The sequence below is a fragment of the Serratia sp. JSRIV006 genome (assembly GCF_019968685.1).
Taxonomy (GTDB): Bacteria; Pseudomonadota; Gammaproteobacteria; order Enterobacterales; family Enterobacteriaceae; genus Chania; species Chania fonticola_B.
Genome location: NZ_CP074137.1, coordinates 4,092,776 through 4,108,468, shown reverse-complemented (window position 1 = coordinate 4,108,468; position 15,693 = coordinate 4,092,776). Strand labels below are relative to the sequence as shown.

Here is a 15,693-nt window from a genome sequence, read left to right as displayed (position 1 = left end):
CGGCTATCAGTGATTGATCTGGCGCAAGTAATACCTACTTTTACCTATTTAGGGTGATTATCTACCCCCTCCGATAAGCCTATTTTATCCTTGCCTCTTACCCGAGGTGCGAGACAAACAATAATAAAGTCACACTATAATAATTTTTTACACGCGCGCGTGTTGCCAACTTTGAAGGATAACCCGAATGGCCGAATTGTCGCGACGCAGATTGCTCAGCGGACAATGGCGTCATCAAACTGATGCGATCCGTCCCCCGTGGTCGCGTGAAGCCCCTCTCTTCCTTGCGGGTTGTACCCGGTGCCAGGCCTGCGTTAATGCCTGCGAAACCGGCGTATTGATCAGTGGCAGTGGCGGTTATCCCGAAATCGATTTCCAACGCGCGGAATGTACCTTTTGCCGACAATGCGCAGATGCCTGCGAAGCCCCACTGTTTTACCCACCCCAGCACCAACCCTGGCAACAAGTGGCCTCGTTTTCGGCCGTTTGCCTGGCGATGCAGGGGGTAGAGTGTCGCAGCTGTCAGGACAGTTGTGAAACGCAGGCAATCCGTTTTCGGCCACGGTTAGGCGGCATAGCCCAACCGGCGCTCGAGGCGGCGGCGTGCAATGGTTGCGGTGCCTGCGTTGCCGGTTGCCCGACCTCGGCGATTGCAATAACCCGGAGTGAAAATAATGAGCAGTGAATGGCACGTAAGCGGGTTGATGGTGCAGGCTCGGCCTGACAAATTCCCGGCGCTGATCTCGGCGCTGCTGGCAATCCCTGATACGGAAATTCCGGCACAGGATCAACAGCAGGGCAAACTGGTCGTCGTTATGCAAGCAGCACGCTCCCAGGCGTTGCTGGAAAAAATTGAGTCGGCGCGCAATCTGGAAGGCGTGTTGGCAGTGTCGCTGGTTTATCACCAGCAGGATGAGCAAGGTGAGGTAATGCCATGAAACTCAGTCGTCGAGACTTCATGAAAGCGAACGCTGCCGCGGCTGCTGCCGCAGCTGCCGGGCTGACGATCCCAACGGTCGCCCAGGCCGTGGTCGGCAGCGGTGACGAAATCAAATGGGATAAAGCACCTTGCCGTTTCTGCGGCACCGGGTGTGGCGTTCTGGTCGGCACCCAAAATGGCCGCATCGTGGCTTCGCAGGGCGATCCGGATGCTCCGGTTAACCGGGGCCTGAACTGTATCAAAGGCTACTTCCTGCCCAAGATCATGTACGGCAAGGATCGACTGACACAGCCAATGCTGCGCATGAAGAACGGGCAGTATGACAAAGAAGGTGAATTTACTCCCATCACTTGGGAAAAAGCCTTCGATGTTATGGAAGAAAAATTCAAAGGGGCCCTGAAAGAAAAAGGGCCAGAGGCGGTAGGCATGTTCGGCTCCGGCCAGTGGACGGTATGGGAAGGCTATGCGGCCTCCAAACTGTTCAAAGCGGGTCTGCGTTCCAACAACCTCGATCCAAACGCTCGCCACTGTATGGCTTCTGCCGTGGTCGGCTTTATGCGCACCTTTGGCATGGATGAACCGATGGGCTGCTACGATGATATCGAGCAGGCCGACGCCTTCGTGCTGTGGGGCTCCAATATGGCGGAAATGCACCCGATCCTGTGGTCGCGCATTACCAACCGCCGCCTGGGCAACGATAAGGTCAACGTCTCGGTACTTTCCACCTTTGAACACCGCAGCTTCGAGCTGGCGGATAACGGCATGGTGTTCACCCCGCAGACCGATCTGGCGATCATGAACTACATCGCCAACTACATTATTCAGAACAATGCGGTTGACCAGGATTTCCTCAAGCAGCACGTCAATATCCGCAAAGGGGCGACCGATATCGGTTACGGCCTGCGCCCAACCCACCCGTTGGAGAAAGCGGCCAAGAACCCAGGGAGCGATGCTTCGGAGCCGATGAGCTTCGAAGATTACAAGGCCTTTGTGGCGGAGTACACGCTGGATAAAACCGCTGAGTTAAGCGGTGTGCCGAAAGACCAACTGGAAGCCTTGGCCAAACTGTATGCCGACCCGAATGTGAAAGTCGTCTCTTACTGGACGATGGGCTTCAACCAGCATACCCGCGGCGTCTGGGCCAATAACCTGTGCTACAACCTGCACCTGCTGACCGGCAAGATCTCCAAGCCGGGCTGTGGGCCGTTCTCACTCACTGGCCAGCCTTCTGCCTGTGGTACTGCGCGTGAAGTGGGGACGTTCTCCCACCGCCTGCCAGCGGACATGGTCGTGACCAACGAGAAGCATCGCCAGATTGCCGAACAGAAATGGCAACTGCCAGCTGGCACCATCCCGGAAAAAGTCGGGCTGCATGCGGTTGCACAGGACCGTGCGTTGAAAGACGGCAAGCTGAACGCCTACTGGGTGATGTGTAACAACAACATGCAGGCCGGGCCAAACATTAACGAAGATCGTATGCCGGGCTGGCGCGATCCGCGCAACTTTATCGTGGTTTCCGATCCGTACCCAACGGTGAGCGCATTGGCCGCCGACCTGATCCTGCCTACTGCGATGTGGGTAGAGAAAGAAGGGGCTTACGGTAACGCCGAGCGCCGTACTCAGTTCTGGCATCAGCAGGTGAAAGCGCCTGGCGAGGCCAAGTCTGACCTGTGGCAGTTGGTGGAATTTGCCAAACGCTTCAAGGTGGAAGAAGTGTGGCCTGCGGAGCTGATTAACCAGAAGCCGGAATACCGGGGTAAAACCTTGTACGACGTCCTGTTCGTTAACGGTGAAGTGAACAAGTACAAGCTGGAAGAGATCCCGGCCGACCAGTTGAACGACGAGTCGCGCGACTTCGGTTTTTACATCCAGAAAGGGCTGTTTGAAGAGTATGCCGGGTTTGGCCGTGGCCATGGTCACGATCTGGCGGCCTTTGATATGTACCATAAGGCGCGCGGTTTACGCTGGCCGGTGGTGGATGGCAAGGAAACCCTGTGGCGTTACCGTGAAGGGACCGATCCTTATGTGAAGGCCGGTGAAAGCGTGCGCTTCTATGGCAAGCCAGACGGCAAAGCCGTGATCTTCGCACTGCCGTTCGAGCCAGCGGCGGAAAGCCCGGATCAGGAGTTCGATCTGTGGTTGTCCACTGGCCGCGTGCTGGAACATTGGCACACCGGTTCGATGACTCGCCGGGTGCCAGAATTGCACAGAGCCTTCCCAGAGGCGGTGCTGTTTATCCATCCGCTGGACGCCAAGAGCCGCAATCTGCGCCGTGGTGACAAGGTGAAGGTAGTGTCACGCCGTGGTGAAGTGGTGAGCATCGTCGAAACCCGTGGCCGTAACCGTGTGCCGAAAGGCCTGGTGTATATGCCGTTCTTTGATGCCGCGCAACTGGTCAATAATCTGACGCTGGACGCTACCGATCCGCTGTCGAAAGAGACCGACTTCAAGAAGTGTGCGGTAAAACTGGAGAAGGTATAAGGCCAACGGAATGAGCCAGCAACGAGATAAAACACCGGCCCGGCGGCGCTTCCTGCGGGATGCTGCGCGCAGCGTGGCCGGGTTGGCAGGGATAGGCGTACTGCTGGGGTTGCAACAAAAGCAGTCTCAGGCACGTGATGGCCTGGCCCTGCGGCCGCCGGGAGCACTGGCCGAAGGGGCGTTTGATAGCGCCTGCATTCGCTGCGGTCAGTGTGTGCAAGCCTGCCCGTACCAGACGCTGAAACTGGCGACGCTGCTGTCGCCGAGAGCGGCGGGAACGCCGTACTTTGTGGCGCGGGATATCCCTTGCGAGATGTGTGAAGACATCCCGTGTGTGGTGGCCTGCCCGAGCGGTGCGCTGGATCCAAACCTGACGGATATCGATCAGGCGCGGATGGGGCTGGCGGTGTTGCTGGATCATGAAAACTGTCTGAATTGGCAAGGGCTGCGTTGCGATGTGTGTTACCGGGTTTGCCCGCAGATCGACAAGGCCATCACCTTGGATCTGCAACACAACGAGCGTACCGGCAAGCACGCCATGTTTCTGCCGACCGTTCACAGCCAGGATTGTACCGGCTGTGGCAAGTGTGAGCAGGCTTGTGTACTTGAGCAGGCGGCGATCAAGGTGTTACCGATGGAACTGGCGCGTGGCCAATTGGGTGAACACTATCGCTGGGGCTGGCAGGAAAAGCAGCGTGCAGGGCATTCACTGGTGCCGGAAGGCCTCACATTGCCGGCACGCGGCGTAAAGGGAGGTGAATGATGGCTAATCCAGTCGCTGAAGCGGGGCGTGATGCCCGTTCGCGCCATGGCTGGTTGCGTAGCAACCGCTTCCTGATCCTGCGCCGTTGTAGCCAACTGTTGATCTTGTTGATGTTTCTCTCCGGGCCGCTGTGGGGCATCTGGATCCTGCGTGGCAATTACAGCGCCAGCCTATTGGCGGAGACGGTACCGTTAACGGATCCGTTGATGATGCTGCAAAGCCTGTTGGCCGGGCATTGGCCAGCTTGGTTGGTGTGGGTAGGCGCGGTAGTGGTGCTGATCTACGGCCTGATCGGTAATCGGGTGTTTTGTGGCTGGGTTTGCCCGGTCAACCCGGTGACCGATCTGGCGGCCTGGCTGCGGCGCAAGTTAGGTTTGCGTCAATCGGCCAGCCTGCCTCGTTCCCTGCGCTATGGCATCTTGCTTGTCGTACTGGTTGGCAGTGCCGTGAGTGGCACGCTGATCTGGGAATGGATTAATCCGGTGGCCCTGATGGGGCGCGGGCTGATCCATGGCAGCAGCGGGGAAGGGGTATTAGCCTGGCTGAAAGGGCTGGGTGCCGCATTTGGTGCTGGCATCTGGTTGATTGTGGCGTTGTTCCTGTTCGACCTGCTGGTGGTCGAACACGGCTGGTGTGGCCATCTTTGCCCAATGGGAGCGCTGTATGGCGCCATTGGTAGCCAGGGTGTGGTGCAGATCAGCGCGGAGCATCGTGATAACTGTACCCGCTGCATGGATTGTTTTCATGTTTGCCCAGAACCGCAGATCCTGCGTGAGCCGTTATTAGTAAAAAAAGGTACACCACGGGTTGCCAGTGATGCCTGTATTGCCTGCGGACGTTGTATCGACGTTTGTGCAGAAAACGTATTCGAAATTAAGAGCAAATTTCATTATTCGGGAGCCAAAAAATGACCAGCAATGTCCTGAAAAAGCAGCTTTCCCTGTGGGGCGCGCTGTTAACACTGGTAGTTGCCAGTGCCGCGTTTGCCGCCAGTGATGTCGATCTCAAGCAATCGCCAGAGGTTTCCGGCACGGCTGAAGGGCAGATCAAAATGCCCAAGCAGCAGGAAAAGATGGCGCTAAACTATGTCAACCAGCCGCCGATGATCCCACACAGCGTCGACGGCTACCAGATTAGCAAAAACACTAACCGCTGCTTGCAGTGCCACGGCGTGGAGCACTATCGCACCACCGGAGCACCGCGTATCAGCCCGACACACTTTATGGACAGCGATGGCAAGGTGCTGGGGGAAGTCGCTCCACGTCGTTATTTCTGTCTGCAATGCCACGTACCACAAACCGATGCGGCACCAATCATCGGCAATGATTTCAAGCCTATGCAGGGCTTTGGGCACTAAGCGGGGGAGCTATGGCCGAACGTAATACCACAACATCCGAGAAAAAGGCCGGACCGATCCGTCGTCTATGGCGCTGGTGGCGCAGGCCGAGCAGGCTGGCCCTGGGGACTTTGCTGCTGTTGGGCTTTGTCGCCGGGATTGTTTTCTGGGGCGGTTTCAACACCGGTATGGAAGCGGCCAACACCGAAAAATTCTGTATCAGCTGCCACGAGATGCGTGAAAACGTCTACGAAGAGTATATGGAGACGGTGCATTACAACAACCGCAGTGGCGTCCGTGCCACCTGCCCGGATTGCCACGTCCCGCATGAGTGGGGGCCGAAGATGCTGCGTAAGCTGAAGGCCAGCAAAGAGTTGTACGCCAAGGTGTTTGGCATCATCGACACGCCGCAGAAGTTCGAGGAGCATCGTCTGACCATGGCCAGCAACGAATGGGCGCGTATGAAAGCCAATAACTCGCAGGAGTGCCGTAACTGCCACAACTTCGAGTATATGGATTTCACCGCGCAGAAAACCGTGGCGGCCAAGATGCATGACAAAGCCATCACCGAAGGCAAAACCTGTATCGATTGCCATAAAGGGATCGCACATAAACTGCCGGACATGCACGGAGTCCCTACCGGATTCTAACTCTGGTAGATATCAACCCCGCAGCGCTGCAAGGCCTGCGGGGTTTTTTTCAATATGATGAGGTGTCGGATTATTCGCTACCCCGCCCTTCCGTGATCAAATGATGAGTGTTTGTTTCAGAGTCAGCACAACAGGACTGGATATCATCATTTACCCCAATTACATATATTATTTTTATCCAAGTAGGTGCTTGGGTTGGAAAACCAAACGACACACTGACTGAAGAGGATTGATAATATGGACGCTCATGAGTTTATTACTGATGCACGTATGCATGGTTGGGATAAAGAGGATAAGAGTAGCATTTATTCGATGCTGAGTTTTGAAGTTAATCCCAATGTGACAGAGGCCGATAAAAAAATAAAAGTTGGTATCTATTTGTTTAATGCCAGCTTTGATTCCGTAGCCGTCAGGGAGGCTATCGGCAATGAGAATTTTTCGGGATTTGCTAGCGGCTTTTATAACTGTTTTAATCAAGCGGCCTTAAATAGCGTCAGTACGGGGTATGCTCAAGTCGGTGGTGATACCGTCGGAGAGGTATTGGCACGGCAGCAGGAACTGATCGCTGCATATCAGGATATGATCGATAAAGGGATCTTGACGCCCAATTCAATGATGTTACCCGCTAATGGAGGGCAATTTACCAGTGCATGGCTCGGTGTTGATTTCTATGATGACGAGGGTAACGTGACCAGTGGAACAAGTTTCCAGTTGGATGCCATTCCTAAACCGTAAATATGTCAGGTTATTCTCAGGTTTTACAGCTGTCTTTTTGATAAAAACCTTTTGTTGTGAAATGAGAGGTTTTTATCTCATTGGTATATTTCAGCTGTGTGGCATTGGCTAGCCACTGTAATATCATCTCGCTGAAATTTTAGTCGCCCCAAGCCCCCATTTCTGTTCAGCCTGCGGTTTTTTGTTGCAAATCCGCCGTGGCTGCGCTTTGCTAGTGGCCAAAGGTTGCGGTGCGTTGGCTTACGGAAGAAGAGAATATGTCGTCAAAAATAGAAAATATCAGAAAGCAGCTGTTATCGGACAACTGGTACGTATTGAATAAATACACCTTTGAGTTAAAACGTAAAAACGGCGGAACCATCGAACAGGTGCGCGAGGTCTATGACCGCGGTAACGGGGCGACCATTTTGTTGTATAACCGCGCCAAGGGCACCGTGGTGCTGACCAACCAATTCCGTATGCCAACCTACGTCAACGGCAATGCCACAGGCATGTTGTTGGAAGCCTGCGCCGGGCTGCTGGATGACGATCAGCCCGAACAGTGCGCTCGCCGTGAAGCGGTAGAAGAAACCGGTTTTCAGGTTTCGAAGGTGCAAAAGATCTTTGAGGCCTACATGTCACCGGGCGGCGTGACGGAAATACTCCACTTCTTTATTGCTGAGTACCAGGATAACGAACGCCAAACCAGCGGGGGTGGCATTGAGGATGAAGATATTGAAGTGGTGGAATTGCCCTTTGGTGAGGCAATCGCGATGATCGCCGACGGCCGCATTAAGGATGGTAAAACCATCATGCTGTTGCAGTATTTGCAGATCCACCGGGTGATGGAGTAGTTTCCCTCACCCCAACCCTCTCCCTGTACAGACCGGGGACATCATGAACACTTGTTCGGGGACATGGTAGACACTTACAACATAGGTATGAGTACTTCTGAGTGGAGTTGCTTATGCCGTGGGATGAGAGATCTGCCATGTCATTACGTACCGAGTTTGTGCTTTTCGCCTCGCAAGAAGGCGCTAATATCCGTGCGCTATGCCGCCAGTTCGGCATAGCGCCTGCTACCGCATACAAGTGGTTACATCGCTGGCAGTCTGATGGGAGGGCCGGTCTGAACGAACGTTCTCGAGTGCCACACCATTCCCCCAGCAGAACCTCTGACACCGTTGTCCAACATCTCCGCGCTGCGCACCTGACCCATCCGATGTGGGGCGCGCGCAAGCTCAAGCGGTGGCTCGAGATGCAGGGGCATACGTTACCGGCCGCCAGCACCGTGCATAACCTCATGCGCCGCCATGACCTGCTACCGGGCGGTCCGTCACCGACGCCCACCGTCGGACGCTTTGAACATGACGCACCGAACCGACTCTGGCAGATGGACTTTAAAGGCCACTTCCCCTTCGCCGAAGGGCGTTGTCATCCGCTGACCTTGCTGGATGACCATTCGCGCTTCTCGCTCTGTCTGGCGCACTGCCCGGACGAGCGACGTGTCACCGTGCAGTCACAGTTGATAGCGGTGTTCGAACGTTATGGCTTGCCGGAGAGAATGACCATGGATAATGGTGCCCCCTGGGGCGACACGACGGGCAGTTGGACCGCGCTGGAACTGTGGCTGATGCGTCAGGGTATCCGGGTGGGTCACTCTCGGCCTTATCATCCTCAGACTCAGGGTAAGCTGGAGCGCTTCCACCGCAGCCTGAAGGCAGAGCTCCTGCAGGGACGGTGGTTTACCCATGCCGCGCAGTTGCAGGAGGTGTTCGACGCCTGGCGAAATACCTACAACCTGGAGCGTCCACACGAAGCCCTGTCAATGGCGGTACCGGCGTCCCGTTATCAGCCTTCATCGCGACAGTACAATGGCAATCCGGCGGCAGCCGAGTATGACGAGGGGGTTTTGGTCAGGAAAGTGGATGTCAGTGGAAAACTGAGCCTGAAAGGGATGGGTCTGAAAGTGGGCAAGGCCTTTATCGGTGAATATGTCGGACTGAAGGAAAGTGAGAGAGAGGGCTACTACGAGGTATGGTGGTACAGCACGAAAGTGGGGACGATCGACCTGAGAAATAGGTCGATCATCATGGGTAAAGGATGTTAAAAAGTGTTCACCATGTCCTTGAACACCTGTCTACCATGTCCCCGGTCTGTACACTCCCACAGGGAGAGGGAGCTGTTAGCCCCTACTCGTTTGAAAATAAAGAAGTCATTTTAGCTAGCGTGATCGCCCTTAGCCAAAGTGAGTCACTACATTTAAAACACACTCGATCGGTCCCCTCTCCCACAGAGAGAGGGAGCTGTTAGCCCCTACTCGTTTGAAAATAAAGAAGTCATTTTAGCTGGCTTGATCGCCTTTGGCCAAAGTGAGTCACTGCATTTAAAACACACTCGATCGGTCCTGAAAATAAAGCAGTCATTTTAGCTGGCTTGATCGCCTTTGGCCAAAGTGAGTCACTGCATTTAAAACACACTCGATCGGTCCTGAAAATAAAGCAGTCATTTTAGCTAGCTTGATCGTCCTTAGCCAAAGTGAGTCACTATCTTTAAAACACACTCGATCGGTCCCCTCTCCCTGTGGGAGAGGGTTAGGGTGAGGGGCAATTGCTTTGCCGATCTCACTTTTCTATCATCGTTTTACAGCTGTGCGATCAGCATGTCTTCCAGCTTCTGCTGGTCGACGGCGAACAGGCGAATGCCTTCGGCCAACTTCTCAACCGCCATGGCATCCTGGTTATGCAGCCAGCGGAACTCCGCCTCGGCCAGTGGTGCTGGCTGATAAAACCCTTCGGTAGACGGCGTCAGTTTACGTTCGATAGGCTGATTGCTTTGCTTCAACTCTTCCAACAGGTTTGGCGCAATGGTCAAACGGTCACAACCCGCCAACGCCAGGATCTGCTCAACCTTACGGAAGCTGGCGCCCATGATCACGGTCTGATAGCGGTGCTGTTTATAGTATTCATAAATGGTACGAACGGACTTCACGCCCGGATCCTGCTCGGCATCGTAATCGGTCATCGGCTGTCTGGCCTGATACCAATCGTAGATACGGCCAACGAACGGCGAAATCAGATAAACACCGGCCTCGGCGCAGGCACGGGCCTGAGCAAAGGAGAACAGCAGCGTCAGGTTGGTGTTGATGCCTTCTTTTTCCAGCTCTTCGGCCGCCTTGATCCCTTCCCAGGTAGCCGCCAGCTTGATCAGAATGCGGGATTTATCGATCCCCTGGTTTTGATACATGCCGATCAGCTTGCGTGCTTTAGCCACGCACATACCGCGATCGAAGGATAGACGGGCATCCACCTCGGTGGAGATTCGCCCTGGTACGCTTTTTAGAATTTCGACCCCAATATTCACCGCCAGTCTGTCACTGGCGTTAATCAGTTGGGTTTCTTTGCTGCCGCCTTGCTGGCGGGCGTACTCCAGCGCTTCGGTGATCAGTGACTTATACTGCGGCAGCGCCGCGGCCTTGAGGATCAACGAAGGGTTGGTGGTGGCATCCTGCGGTTCGAACTGGCGGATGGATTCGATATCACCGCTGTCGGCAACAACCACGGTCAACTGTTTGAGTGCGTCTAACTGGTTCATTTATAAGCTCCTTGCCCAAAGTCATAACAGTAAATGAGAACGTATTTCATTATGGTTAACACCATGCATCATATGGCTGATGAATGAAATACGCTTTTTCTGATTGTTGCGATGGATAGAAACAATGGGGGCAGAAATACCACATGGGCCCCCCAAGCCGTGACCCTCTGTCGACGTTGGTTCAGCGTTGGCCAACAACCTGTTCGTAATAGCCGATCCTTGCCACCTTAGGCGCCGATCCCCCTCCTTCAAATTCAGAGCTCAACCAGGCTTCGACGATCGATTTTGCCAGTTCCGGGCCAATGACGCGTGCGCCAAGCGTGATGATTTGTGCATCGTTGCTTTTACGTGCGCGCTGTGCCGAATAGGTATCATGGCACTGTGCTGCGCGGATCCCCGGGACCTTGTTGGCCACAATGCTCATGCCAATACCGGTGCCACACAGCAAAATGCCACGTTGGTGTTTCCCATCCTTAATGCCTTGCGCCACCTGAAAGGCGATATCGGGATAGCCGATGGGGGGCGTATCGCTTCCCGGTGAGTAGTCGGTAACCTGAATATCGCGCTGTTGCAGAAACGCAACGATCACATTCTTCAGTTCAATGGCGGCATCATCGGCGCCAATCGCAATAGGCTGCATAACACATCTCCTGTTGATCAAGGGTAAGGCTGACGATCCCCGCTGGCGCGTCATGGCGAATACCATAACCATGATTTATCAAATGTTCAATTGGTGTTCATTTGTTTTTATTTTGACTAAGGGATTATGGCCGATAAAGGTGATGAACATCACGAATAAATCGACTTTATGGCCTATTAGGTGACTTTAAGGGGGCTTCTTGAGCAGGATCACAATTTCAAAGGTTGGTGGTGGGCAAACATGTTGAGAGTATGTAGTGTTTATTTGTTCTTTGTGTGTACTTATGATCATAAAAATAAACCCTACCCGAGGATAGAATTATGTGTCAGAACTGCGTAACAGCGGCAACCATGGCCGAAGGCATTCCTGAAACCATGAAAGCGGTGGTGGCTTATGCCCCGCAGGATTACCGCCTGGAGCTTGTGGAGGTACCGAAAATTGGCCCGCACGAGATCCTGGTGAAAGTTGAAGCCTGTGGCATCTGCGCCGGTGATGTTAAAGCGTTTGAAGGAGCGGCCAGTTTTTGGGGAGATGAAAAACAGCCGGCTTACATCAAAGCGCCGATGATCCCAGGCCACGAATTTATCGGCCACGTGGTGGGCTATGGGGAGGGCGTTGAAGGATTCAAGTTGGGCGATCGGGTGATTTCAGAACAGATCGTTCCCTGCTGGCAATGCCGTTTCTGTAACCGGGGCCAGTATTGGATGTGTGAGAAACACGATCTGTACGGCTTCCAGAATAACGTTAATGGTGGTATGGCGGAATACATGAAGTTCACCAAAGAGGCCATCAACTATCACGTTCCTGCGGATATGCCGATCGAAGACGCCATTCTGATCGAACCCTATGCCTGTTCTTTCCATGCGGTACAGCGCGCCAACATCAAGCTGGGGGACGTGGTGGTACTGGCCGGTGCCGGAACGCTGGGCTTGGGGATGATCGGTGCGATTAAAAAATCCGGTCCATCGAAGCTGGTGGTGCTCGACCTGTCAGACGAACGCCTGGCGCTGGCGAAAGAATTTGGTGCTGACGTTGTGCTGAACCCACTGCGCGATGATGTGATGGCGATCGTTAAGGACATGACCGAAGGCTACGGCTGCGATATCTACATTGAAGCCACCGGCGCCCAGCAATCTGTCGAACAGGGGCTGATGCTGATCCGTAAGTTGGGCACCTTTGTCGAGTTCTCGGTATTTAAAGATCCGGTGACCGTCGATTGGAGCATTATCAGCGATCGTAAGGAGTTGGATGTGCTGGGATCGCACCTGGGTCCTTATTGTTATCCGTTGGTGATTGAAGGGATACGCAATGGCGATCTGCCCACCAAAGGTGTCGTCACCCAAACGTTGCCGCTCGAGCAGTTTGCTGAAGGCTTCGCCATGATGAAACGGGGCATCGGCTCAATCAAAGTGGTGCTCAATCCAAATCTGTAATGCCTGCATCATTCTTCGGGTGCGGGCTAGCCTGCACCTCCACAATTCAATGTGCTGGGGTGTTTTATGCTGAATGGACTGATTCATCGCATTGGTCTGTCACCAAAATTAATGCTCGGTTATGCCGGTGTGTTGGTCTTTATGATGGGGGAGGGGTTGGAACAAGGCTGGCTTTCACCTTATTTGATCGGCAAAGGCTTAACCATTCAGGAATCTGCGCTGCTGTTTAGCGTTTACGGTTTTGCTGCGGCAATCTCCGCCTGGTTTTCCGGCGTTTTGGCAGAAATCTTTACCGCTCGCCGCGTCATGCTGGCTGGATTGTTGCTATTCCTGCTGGGCTCGGTGTGTTTTCTGGTGTGGGGATTACCCAGTAATAACTTGTCGGTGATGATACCGACCTATGCGCTGCGCGGGCTGGGCTATCCCCTGTTTGCCTATGGTTTTCTGGTATGGGTCGCCTATGAGGCTCCGCCGGAAAGGCTGGGTTCCGCCGTGGGGATTTTCTGGTTTGTCTATAGCGGTGGGTTGAGCGTACTGGGCGTGCTCTATTCCAGCATCATGCTGCCGTTCCTGGGGGAAATTCACACCTTATGGAGCGCATTAATCTTTGTGGTGCTCGGGGCGATGATCGCACTGATGCTTAACCGCACTCCTGGCCATAGCGACGTGGGGGACAGGCAAAAAGCCTCCCTCAGCTATGTGCTAAAGGGGATCACCATTGCGTTTGAGAACCCGAAAATCGGCCTGGGTGGCATTGTCCGCACCATCAATACCTCTGCGGCGTATGGCTTCGTGGTGTTTATGCCGATGTACATGATGGATATCGGGTTTAGCCGCACTGACTGGCTACAGATGTATGCGGCACTGTGGACGGTGAACATTATCTTCAACCTGATCTTTGGGGTGATCAGCGACGGCTTGGGCTGGCGTAACGTCGTCATGTGGTTCGGTTGCGTCGGCTGCGCTATCACCACGCTGATGTTCTATTACGTGCCTTACTTCCTCGGTCCCAATTATCTGCTGACCGTCGTGGCCGCCGGGCTATTCGGTGCTTGCCTGGCGGCCTTCGTGCCTCTTTCGGCCATTATGCCAACGTTGGCCCCGGAGAATAAAGGTGCCGCCATGTCGATCCTGAATCTTGGCGCGGGGTTGAGCACTTTCGTTGGCCCGGCAGTGGTAGGGTTATTTATCGGCAGCTTGGGGAGCAGCGGGGTGATTTGGATTTTCACCGGCCTGTATTTGTTCAGCGGCGTCTTGATGAAATATGTCACCTTGCCTAAAGCCGTGCCTGCCGCCGTGGAAGAAAATCATCACAGCTTGGCGTAACTAACCGTTTGAGGGAGTTTTCTATGATTACTGGTCAAAGCAAGGGAGCCTTGCAAGGGAAAGTGGCGTTGATAACCGGCGGCGCGGCGGGAATAGGTCTGGCTATTGCCAAATGCTATCTGCAAAACGGCGCGCAGGTCGTACTGTTGGATCGTGCTCCACAGGTGGTGCAGATTGCTCAGCAGCTGGATCAGCGACAGGCGTTAGGCATCGTGATGGACGTCACCGACAAAGCCTCTGTAGAACAGGCGGTTGCGCAGGCCAATGCCCATTTCGGGCGGCTGGATGTGCTGGTCAATAGCGCTGGGATCGTCGCGCTGTATCCGGCGGAAGAACTGCCCGAAGACGCTTGGGATAACACCATGGCGGTGAACCTGAAAGGGGTGTTTCTTACCAGCCAGGTCGTGGGCCACTATCTGATCCGTCAGGGCAGTGGCAGCATTATCAACCTGGCCTCGCAGGCCGGCGTGGTCGCCTTGCCCAATCATCTGGCTTACTGCGCCAGCAAAGCCGGCGTAATTGGCTTGACCCAGGTTCTGGCACTGGAATGGGGGCCGCACAACGTGCGGGTAAACGCCATTTCGCCCACGGTGGTGCTGACCGAGTTGGGGCGCAAAGCATGGTCTGGCGAGGTTGCAGAACAAATGAAGCAGAAAATCCCCCTGAGGCGCTTTGCCGAACCCGAGGATATTGCCGCCAGCGCGCTGTTCCTGGCGAGCGATGCGGCCAGCATGATCACCGGCAGCAATCTGGTGGTTGACGGCGGTTACACCATTCAATAACTCGATACTCAGGCAAAAGAGAGGCCATGATGAACAGAATCATTAACGATCCCGATCGCGTCGTGGAAGATGCCATTCAGGGCTATCTGAAGGCTCATCCGGAATATTTCACCGCGACCGATAATGCACGAGTCCTCAAATACCCTGCCGCACCGATCAAAGGCAAGGTGGGTATTGTTACCGGTGGGGGCTCGGGGCATGAGCCTGCGTTTCTGGGCTATGTTGGCAAGAACATGCTCGATGCTGTGGCCATCGGTGAGATTTTCTCTTCGCCAACGGCGGGGGCATTTCTGGATGCGTTCAAGGCAGCGGACAGCGGGGCGGGGGTCGCCTGCCTGTATGGCAACTATGCTGGCGATAATATGAACGTCAAAATGGCGATGAAGAAGGCCAGCGCCGCCGGTATCACGGTAAAAACCGTGGTGGCAAATGATGATGTTGCTTCTGCGCCCGCCAGTGAAATTGAAAAACGTCGTGGCGTTGCCGGTGAGATTCTGATGTGGAAAATCGGGGCTGCTGCCGCAGCGCTGGGTTACGATCTTGACGGGGTGATCGCTGCTGCGCAAAAGGCGATTGGCAATTGCCGCTCGATCGGCGTCGGGCTCAGTTCTTGCACCATCCCGGCGGTAGGTAAGCCCAACTTCCATATCGCCGATGGCCACATGGAGATCGGGATTGGGCATCACGGTGAGCCTGGGATTGAGGTATCCCCGATCCAGTCGGCGTCCGCGATGGCTGGCACCATGCTCGACTTTGTGCTCAATGATATGCCGTTGAACAAGGGGCAGGAAGTTGCCCTGTTGATTTCCGGCCTGGGGGCCACGCCGGTGATGGAGCTCTACATCTATTATGCCGAGATTGAAAAGCGGCTGACGGAGCGCGGTATCAAGGTTCACCGTCGCTATGTGGGTAACTATTTTACCTCGCTGGAAATGATGGGGGTGACGTTAACCTTGATGAAGCTCGACGACCAATTGAAAACGTTGCTCGATATGCCCGCTCATTCATTGGGCCTAACTCAGGTGGAGTGAATC

Annotated in this window: 16 protein-coding genes; 14 read left to right on the top strand and 2 right to left on the bottom strand. The window is 54.5% G+C overall.

From position 1 onward, the window contains the following. Positions 1-187: 187 nt before the first annotated feature. The 10 genes from napF (at position 188) to KGP16_RS19020 (ending at position 8,994) form a co-directional block, all read left to right on the top strand. Positions 188-685: a ferredoxin-type protein NapF gene (gene napF, locus KGP16_RS19065; RefSeq protein WP_021807093.1), complete on the top strand. Its 498-nt coding sequence runs from the start codon at positions 188-190 to the stop codon at positions 683-685. Next, positions 672-938, top strand: coding sequence for a chaperone NapD (gene napD, locus KGP16_RS19060; protein WP_166735081.1), 267 nt, complete (start codon positions 672-674; stop codon positions 936-938). Before napF ends, napD begins: the two co-directional genes overlap by 14 nt. Next, the gene (napA, locus tag KGP16_RS19055) at positions 935-3,421 is read left to right on the top strand and encodes a nitrate reductase catalytic subunit NapA (RefSeq protein ID WP_024527084.1); all 2,487 of its coding nucleotides are present in this window, start codon (positions 935-937) and stop codon (positions 3,419-3,421) included. Before napD ends, napA begins: the two co-directional genes overlap by 4 nt. 10 nt (positions 3,422-3,431) lie before the next feature. Continuing rightward, complete coding sequence (gene napG, locus KGP16_RS19050) at positions 3,432-4,184, top strand: ferredoxin-type protein NapG (protein ID WP_021807091.1); 753 nt, start codon at positions 3,432-3,434, stop codon at positions 4,182-4,184. After that, positions 4,184-5,095: a quinol dehydrogenase ferredoxin subunit NapH gene (gene napH, locus KGP16_RS19045; RefSeq protein WP_094982733.1), complete on the top strand. Its 912-nt coding sequence runs from the start codon at positions 4,184-4,186 to the stop codon at positions 5,093-5,095. The genes napG and napH overlap by 1 nt, the downstream gene beginning before the upstream one ends. Further along, positions 5,092-5,541 carry a nitrate reductase cytochrome c-type subunit gene (gene napB / locus KGP16_RS19040; protein ID WP_021178725.1) on the top strand — a complete coding sequence of 150 codons (450 nt, stop codon included), beginning with the start codon at positions 5,092-5,094 and terminating at the stop codon, positions 5,539-5,541. The genes napH and napB overlap by 4 nt, the downstream gene beginning before the upstream one ends. An 11-nt stretch (positions 5,542-5,552) precedes the next feature. Beyond that, positions 5,553-6,170, top strand: coding sequence for a cytochrome c-type protein NapC (gene napC, locus KGP16_RS19035; RefSeq protein ID WP_021178724.1), 618 nt, complete (start codon positions 5,553-5,555; stop codon positions 6,168-6,170). Positions 6,171-6,407: 237 nt separating this feature from the next. Continuing rightward, positions 6,408-6,905: a hypothetical protein gene (locus KGP16_RS19030; RefSeq protein WP_059201465.1), complete on the top strand. Its 498-nt coding sequence runs from the start codon at positions 6,408-6,410 to the stop codon at positions 6,903-6,905. 257 nt (positions 6,906-7,162) lie between these two features. Further along, complete coding sequence (gene nudK / locus KGP16_RS19025; protein WP_037376378.1) at positions 7,163-7,738, top strand: GDP-mannose pyrophosphatase NudK; 576 nt, start codon at positions 7,163-7,165, stop codon at positions 7,736-7,738. Between the two features lie 101 nt (positions 7,739-7,839). Beyond that, positions 7,840-8,994 (top strand): IS481 family transposase, encoded by a 1,155-nt coding sequence (locus KGP16_RS19020; protein ID WP_371822128.1) that lies wholly within the window; start codon positions 7,840-7,842, stop codon positions 8,992-8,994. Between the two features lie 533 nt (positions 8,995-9,527). On the opposite strand, the gene tal is transcribed toward KGP16_RS19020, so the two are convergent. Further along, entirely contained in the window at positions 9,528-10,478 is a 951-nt protein-coding gene (gene tal, locus KGP16_RS19015) for a transaldolase (RefSeq protein WP_024484505.1), read from the bottom strand. Positions 10,479-10,659: 181 nt separating this feature from the next. Then, on the bottom strand, positions 10,660-11,118 hold the full coding sequence (gene rpiB / locus KGP16_RS19010; RefSeq protein WP_021178721.1) for a ribose 5-phosphate isomerase B: 459 nt from the start codon (positions 11,116-11,118) through the stop codon (positions 10,660-10,662). A 320-nt stretch (positions 11,119-11,438) separates the two neighbouring features. On the opposite strand from rpiB, the gene KGP16_RS19005 reads away from it, so the two are divergent. The 4 genes from KGP16_RS19005 to KGP16_RS18990 all read left to right on the top strand — a co-directional run bounded on the left by KGP16_RS19005 (position 11,439) and on the right by KGP16_RS18990 (position 15,690). Next, a complete protein-coding gene (locus tag KGP16_RS19005; protein ID WP_021807087.1) occupies positions 11,439-12,551 on the top strand; it encodes an alcohol dehydrogenase catalytic domain-containing protein in 1,113 nt (370 codons plus the stop codon). Positions 12,552-12,617: 66 nt separating this feature from the next. Then, the gene (locus KGP16_RS19000; RefSeq protein ID WP_021178719.1) at positions 12,618-13,877 is read left to right on the top strand and encodes an MFS transporter; all 1,260 of its coding nucleotides are present in this window, start codon (positions 12,618-12,620) and stop codon (positions 13,875-13,877) included. A 23-nt stretch (positions 13,878-13,900) separates the two neighbouring features. Further along, complete coding sequence (locus KGP16_RS18995; RefSeq protein ID WP_094982050.1) at positions 13,901-14,659, top strand: SDR family oxidoreductase; 759 nt, start codon at positions 13,901-13,903, stop codon at positions 14,657-14,659. 29 nt (positions 14,660-14,688) lie between these two features. Next, positions 14,689-15,690 carry a dihydroxyacetone kinase subunit DhaK gene (locus tag KGP16_RS18990; protein WP_094982062.1) on the top strand — a complete coding sequence of 334 codons (1,002 nt, stop codon included), beginning with the start codon at positions 14,689-14,691 and terminating at the stop codon, positions 15,688-15,690. The last annotated feature ends 3 nt before the right edge of the window (positions 15,691-15,693 follow it).

Excerpts from the sequence above, each read along its gene's own strand:
- napF (WP_021807093.1), top strand. The coding sequence starts at position 188 with ATGGCCGAATTGTCGCGACGCAGATTGCTCAGCGGACAATGGCGTCAT.
- napA (WP_024527084.1), top strand. The coding sequence starts at position 935 with ATGAAACTCAGTCGTCGAGACTTCATGAAAGCGAACGCTGCCGCGGCT.
- napG (WP_021807091.1), top strand. The coding sequence starts at position 3,432 with ATGAGCCAGCAACGAGATAAAACACCGGCCCGGCGGCGCTTCCTGCGG.
- napH (WP_094982733.1), top strand. The coding sequence starts at position 4,184 with ATGGCTAATCCAGTCGCTGAAGCGGGGCGTGATGCCCGTTCGCGCCAT.
- napB (WP_021178725.1), top strand. The coding sequence starts at position 5,092 with ATGACCAGCAATGTCCTGAAAAAGCAGCTTTCCCTGTGGGGCGCGCTG.
- napC (WP_021178724.1), top strand. The coding sequence starts at position 5,553 with ATGGCCGAACGTAATACCACAACATCCGAGAAAAAGGCCGGACCGATC.
- KGP16_RS19030 (WP_059201465.1), top strand. The coding sequence starts at position 6,408 with ATGGACGCTCATGAGTTTATTACTGATGCACGTATGCATGGTTGGGAT.
- nudK (WP_037376378.1), top strand. The coding sequence starts at position 7,163 with ATGTCGTCAAAAATAGAAAATATCAGAAAGCAGCTGTTATCGGACAAC.
- tal (WP_024484505.1), bottom strand. The coding sequence starts at position 10,478 with ATGAACCAGTTAGACGCACTCAAACAGTTGACCGTGGTTGTTGCCGAC.
- rpiB (WP_021178721.1), bottom strand. The coding sequence starts at position 11,118 with ATGCAGCCTATTGCGATTGGCGCCGATGATGCCGCCATTGAACTGAAG.
- KGP16_RS19005 (WP_021807087.1), top strand. The coding sequence starts at position 11,439 with ATGTGTCAGAACTGCGTAACAGCGGCAACCATGGCCGAAGGCATTCCT.
- KGP16_RS19000 (WP_021178719.1), top strand. The coding sequence starts at position 12,618 with ATGCTGAATGGACTGATTCATCGCATTGGTCTGTCACCAAAATTAATG.
- KGP16_RS18995 (WP_094982050.1), top strand. The coding sequence starts at position 13,901 with ATGATTACTGGTCAAAGCAAGGGAGCCTTGCAAGGGAAAGTGGCGTTG.
- KGP16_RS18990 (WP_094982062.1), top strand. The coding sequence starts at position 14,689 with ATGAACAGAATCATTAACGATCCCGATCGCGTCGTGGAAGATGCCATT.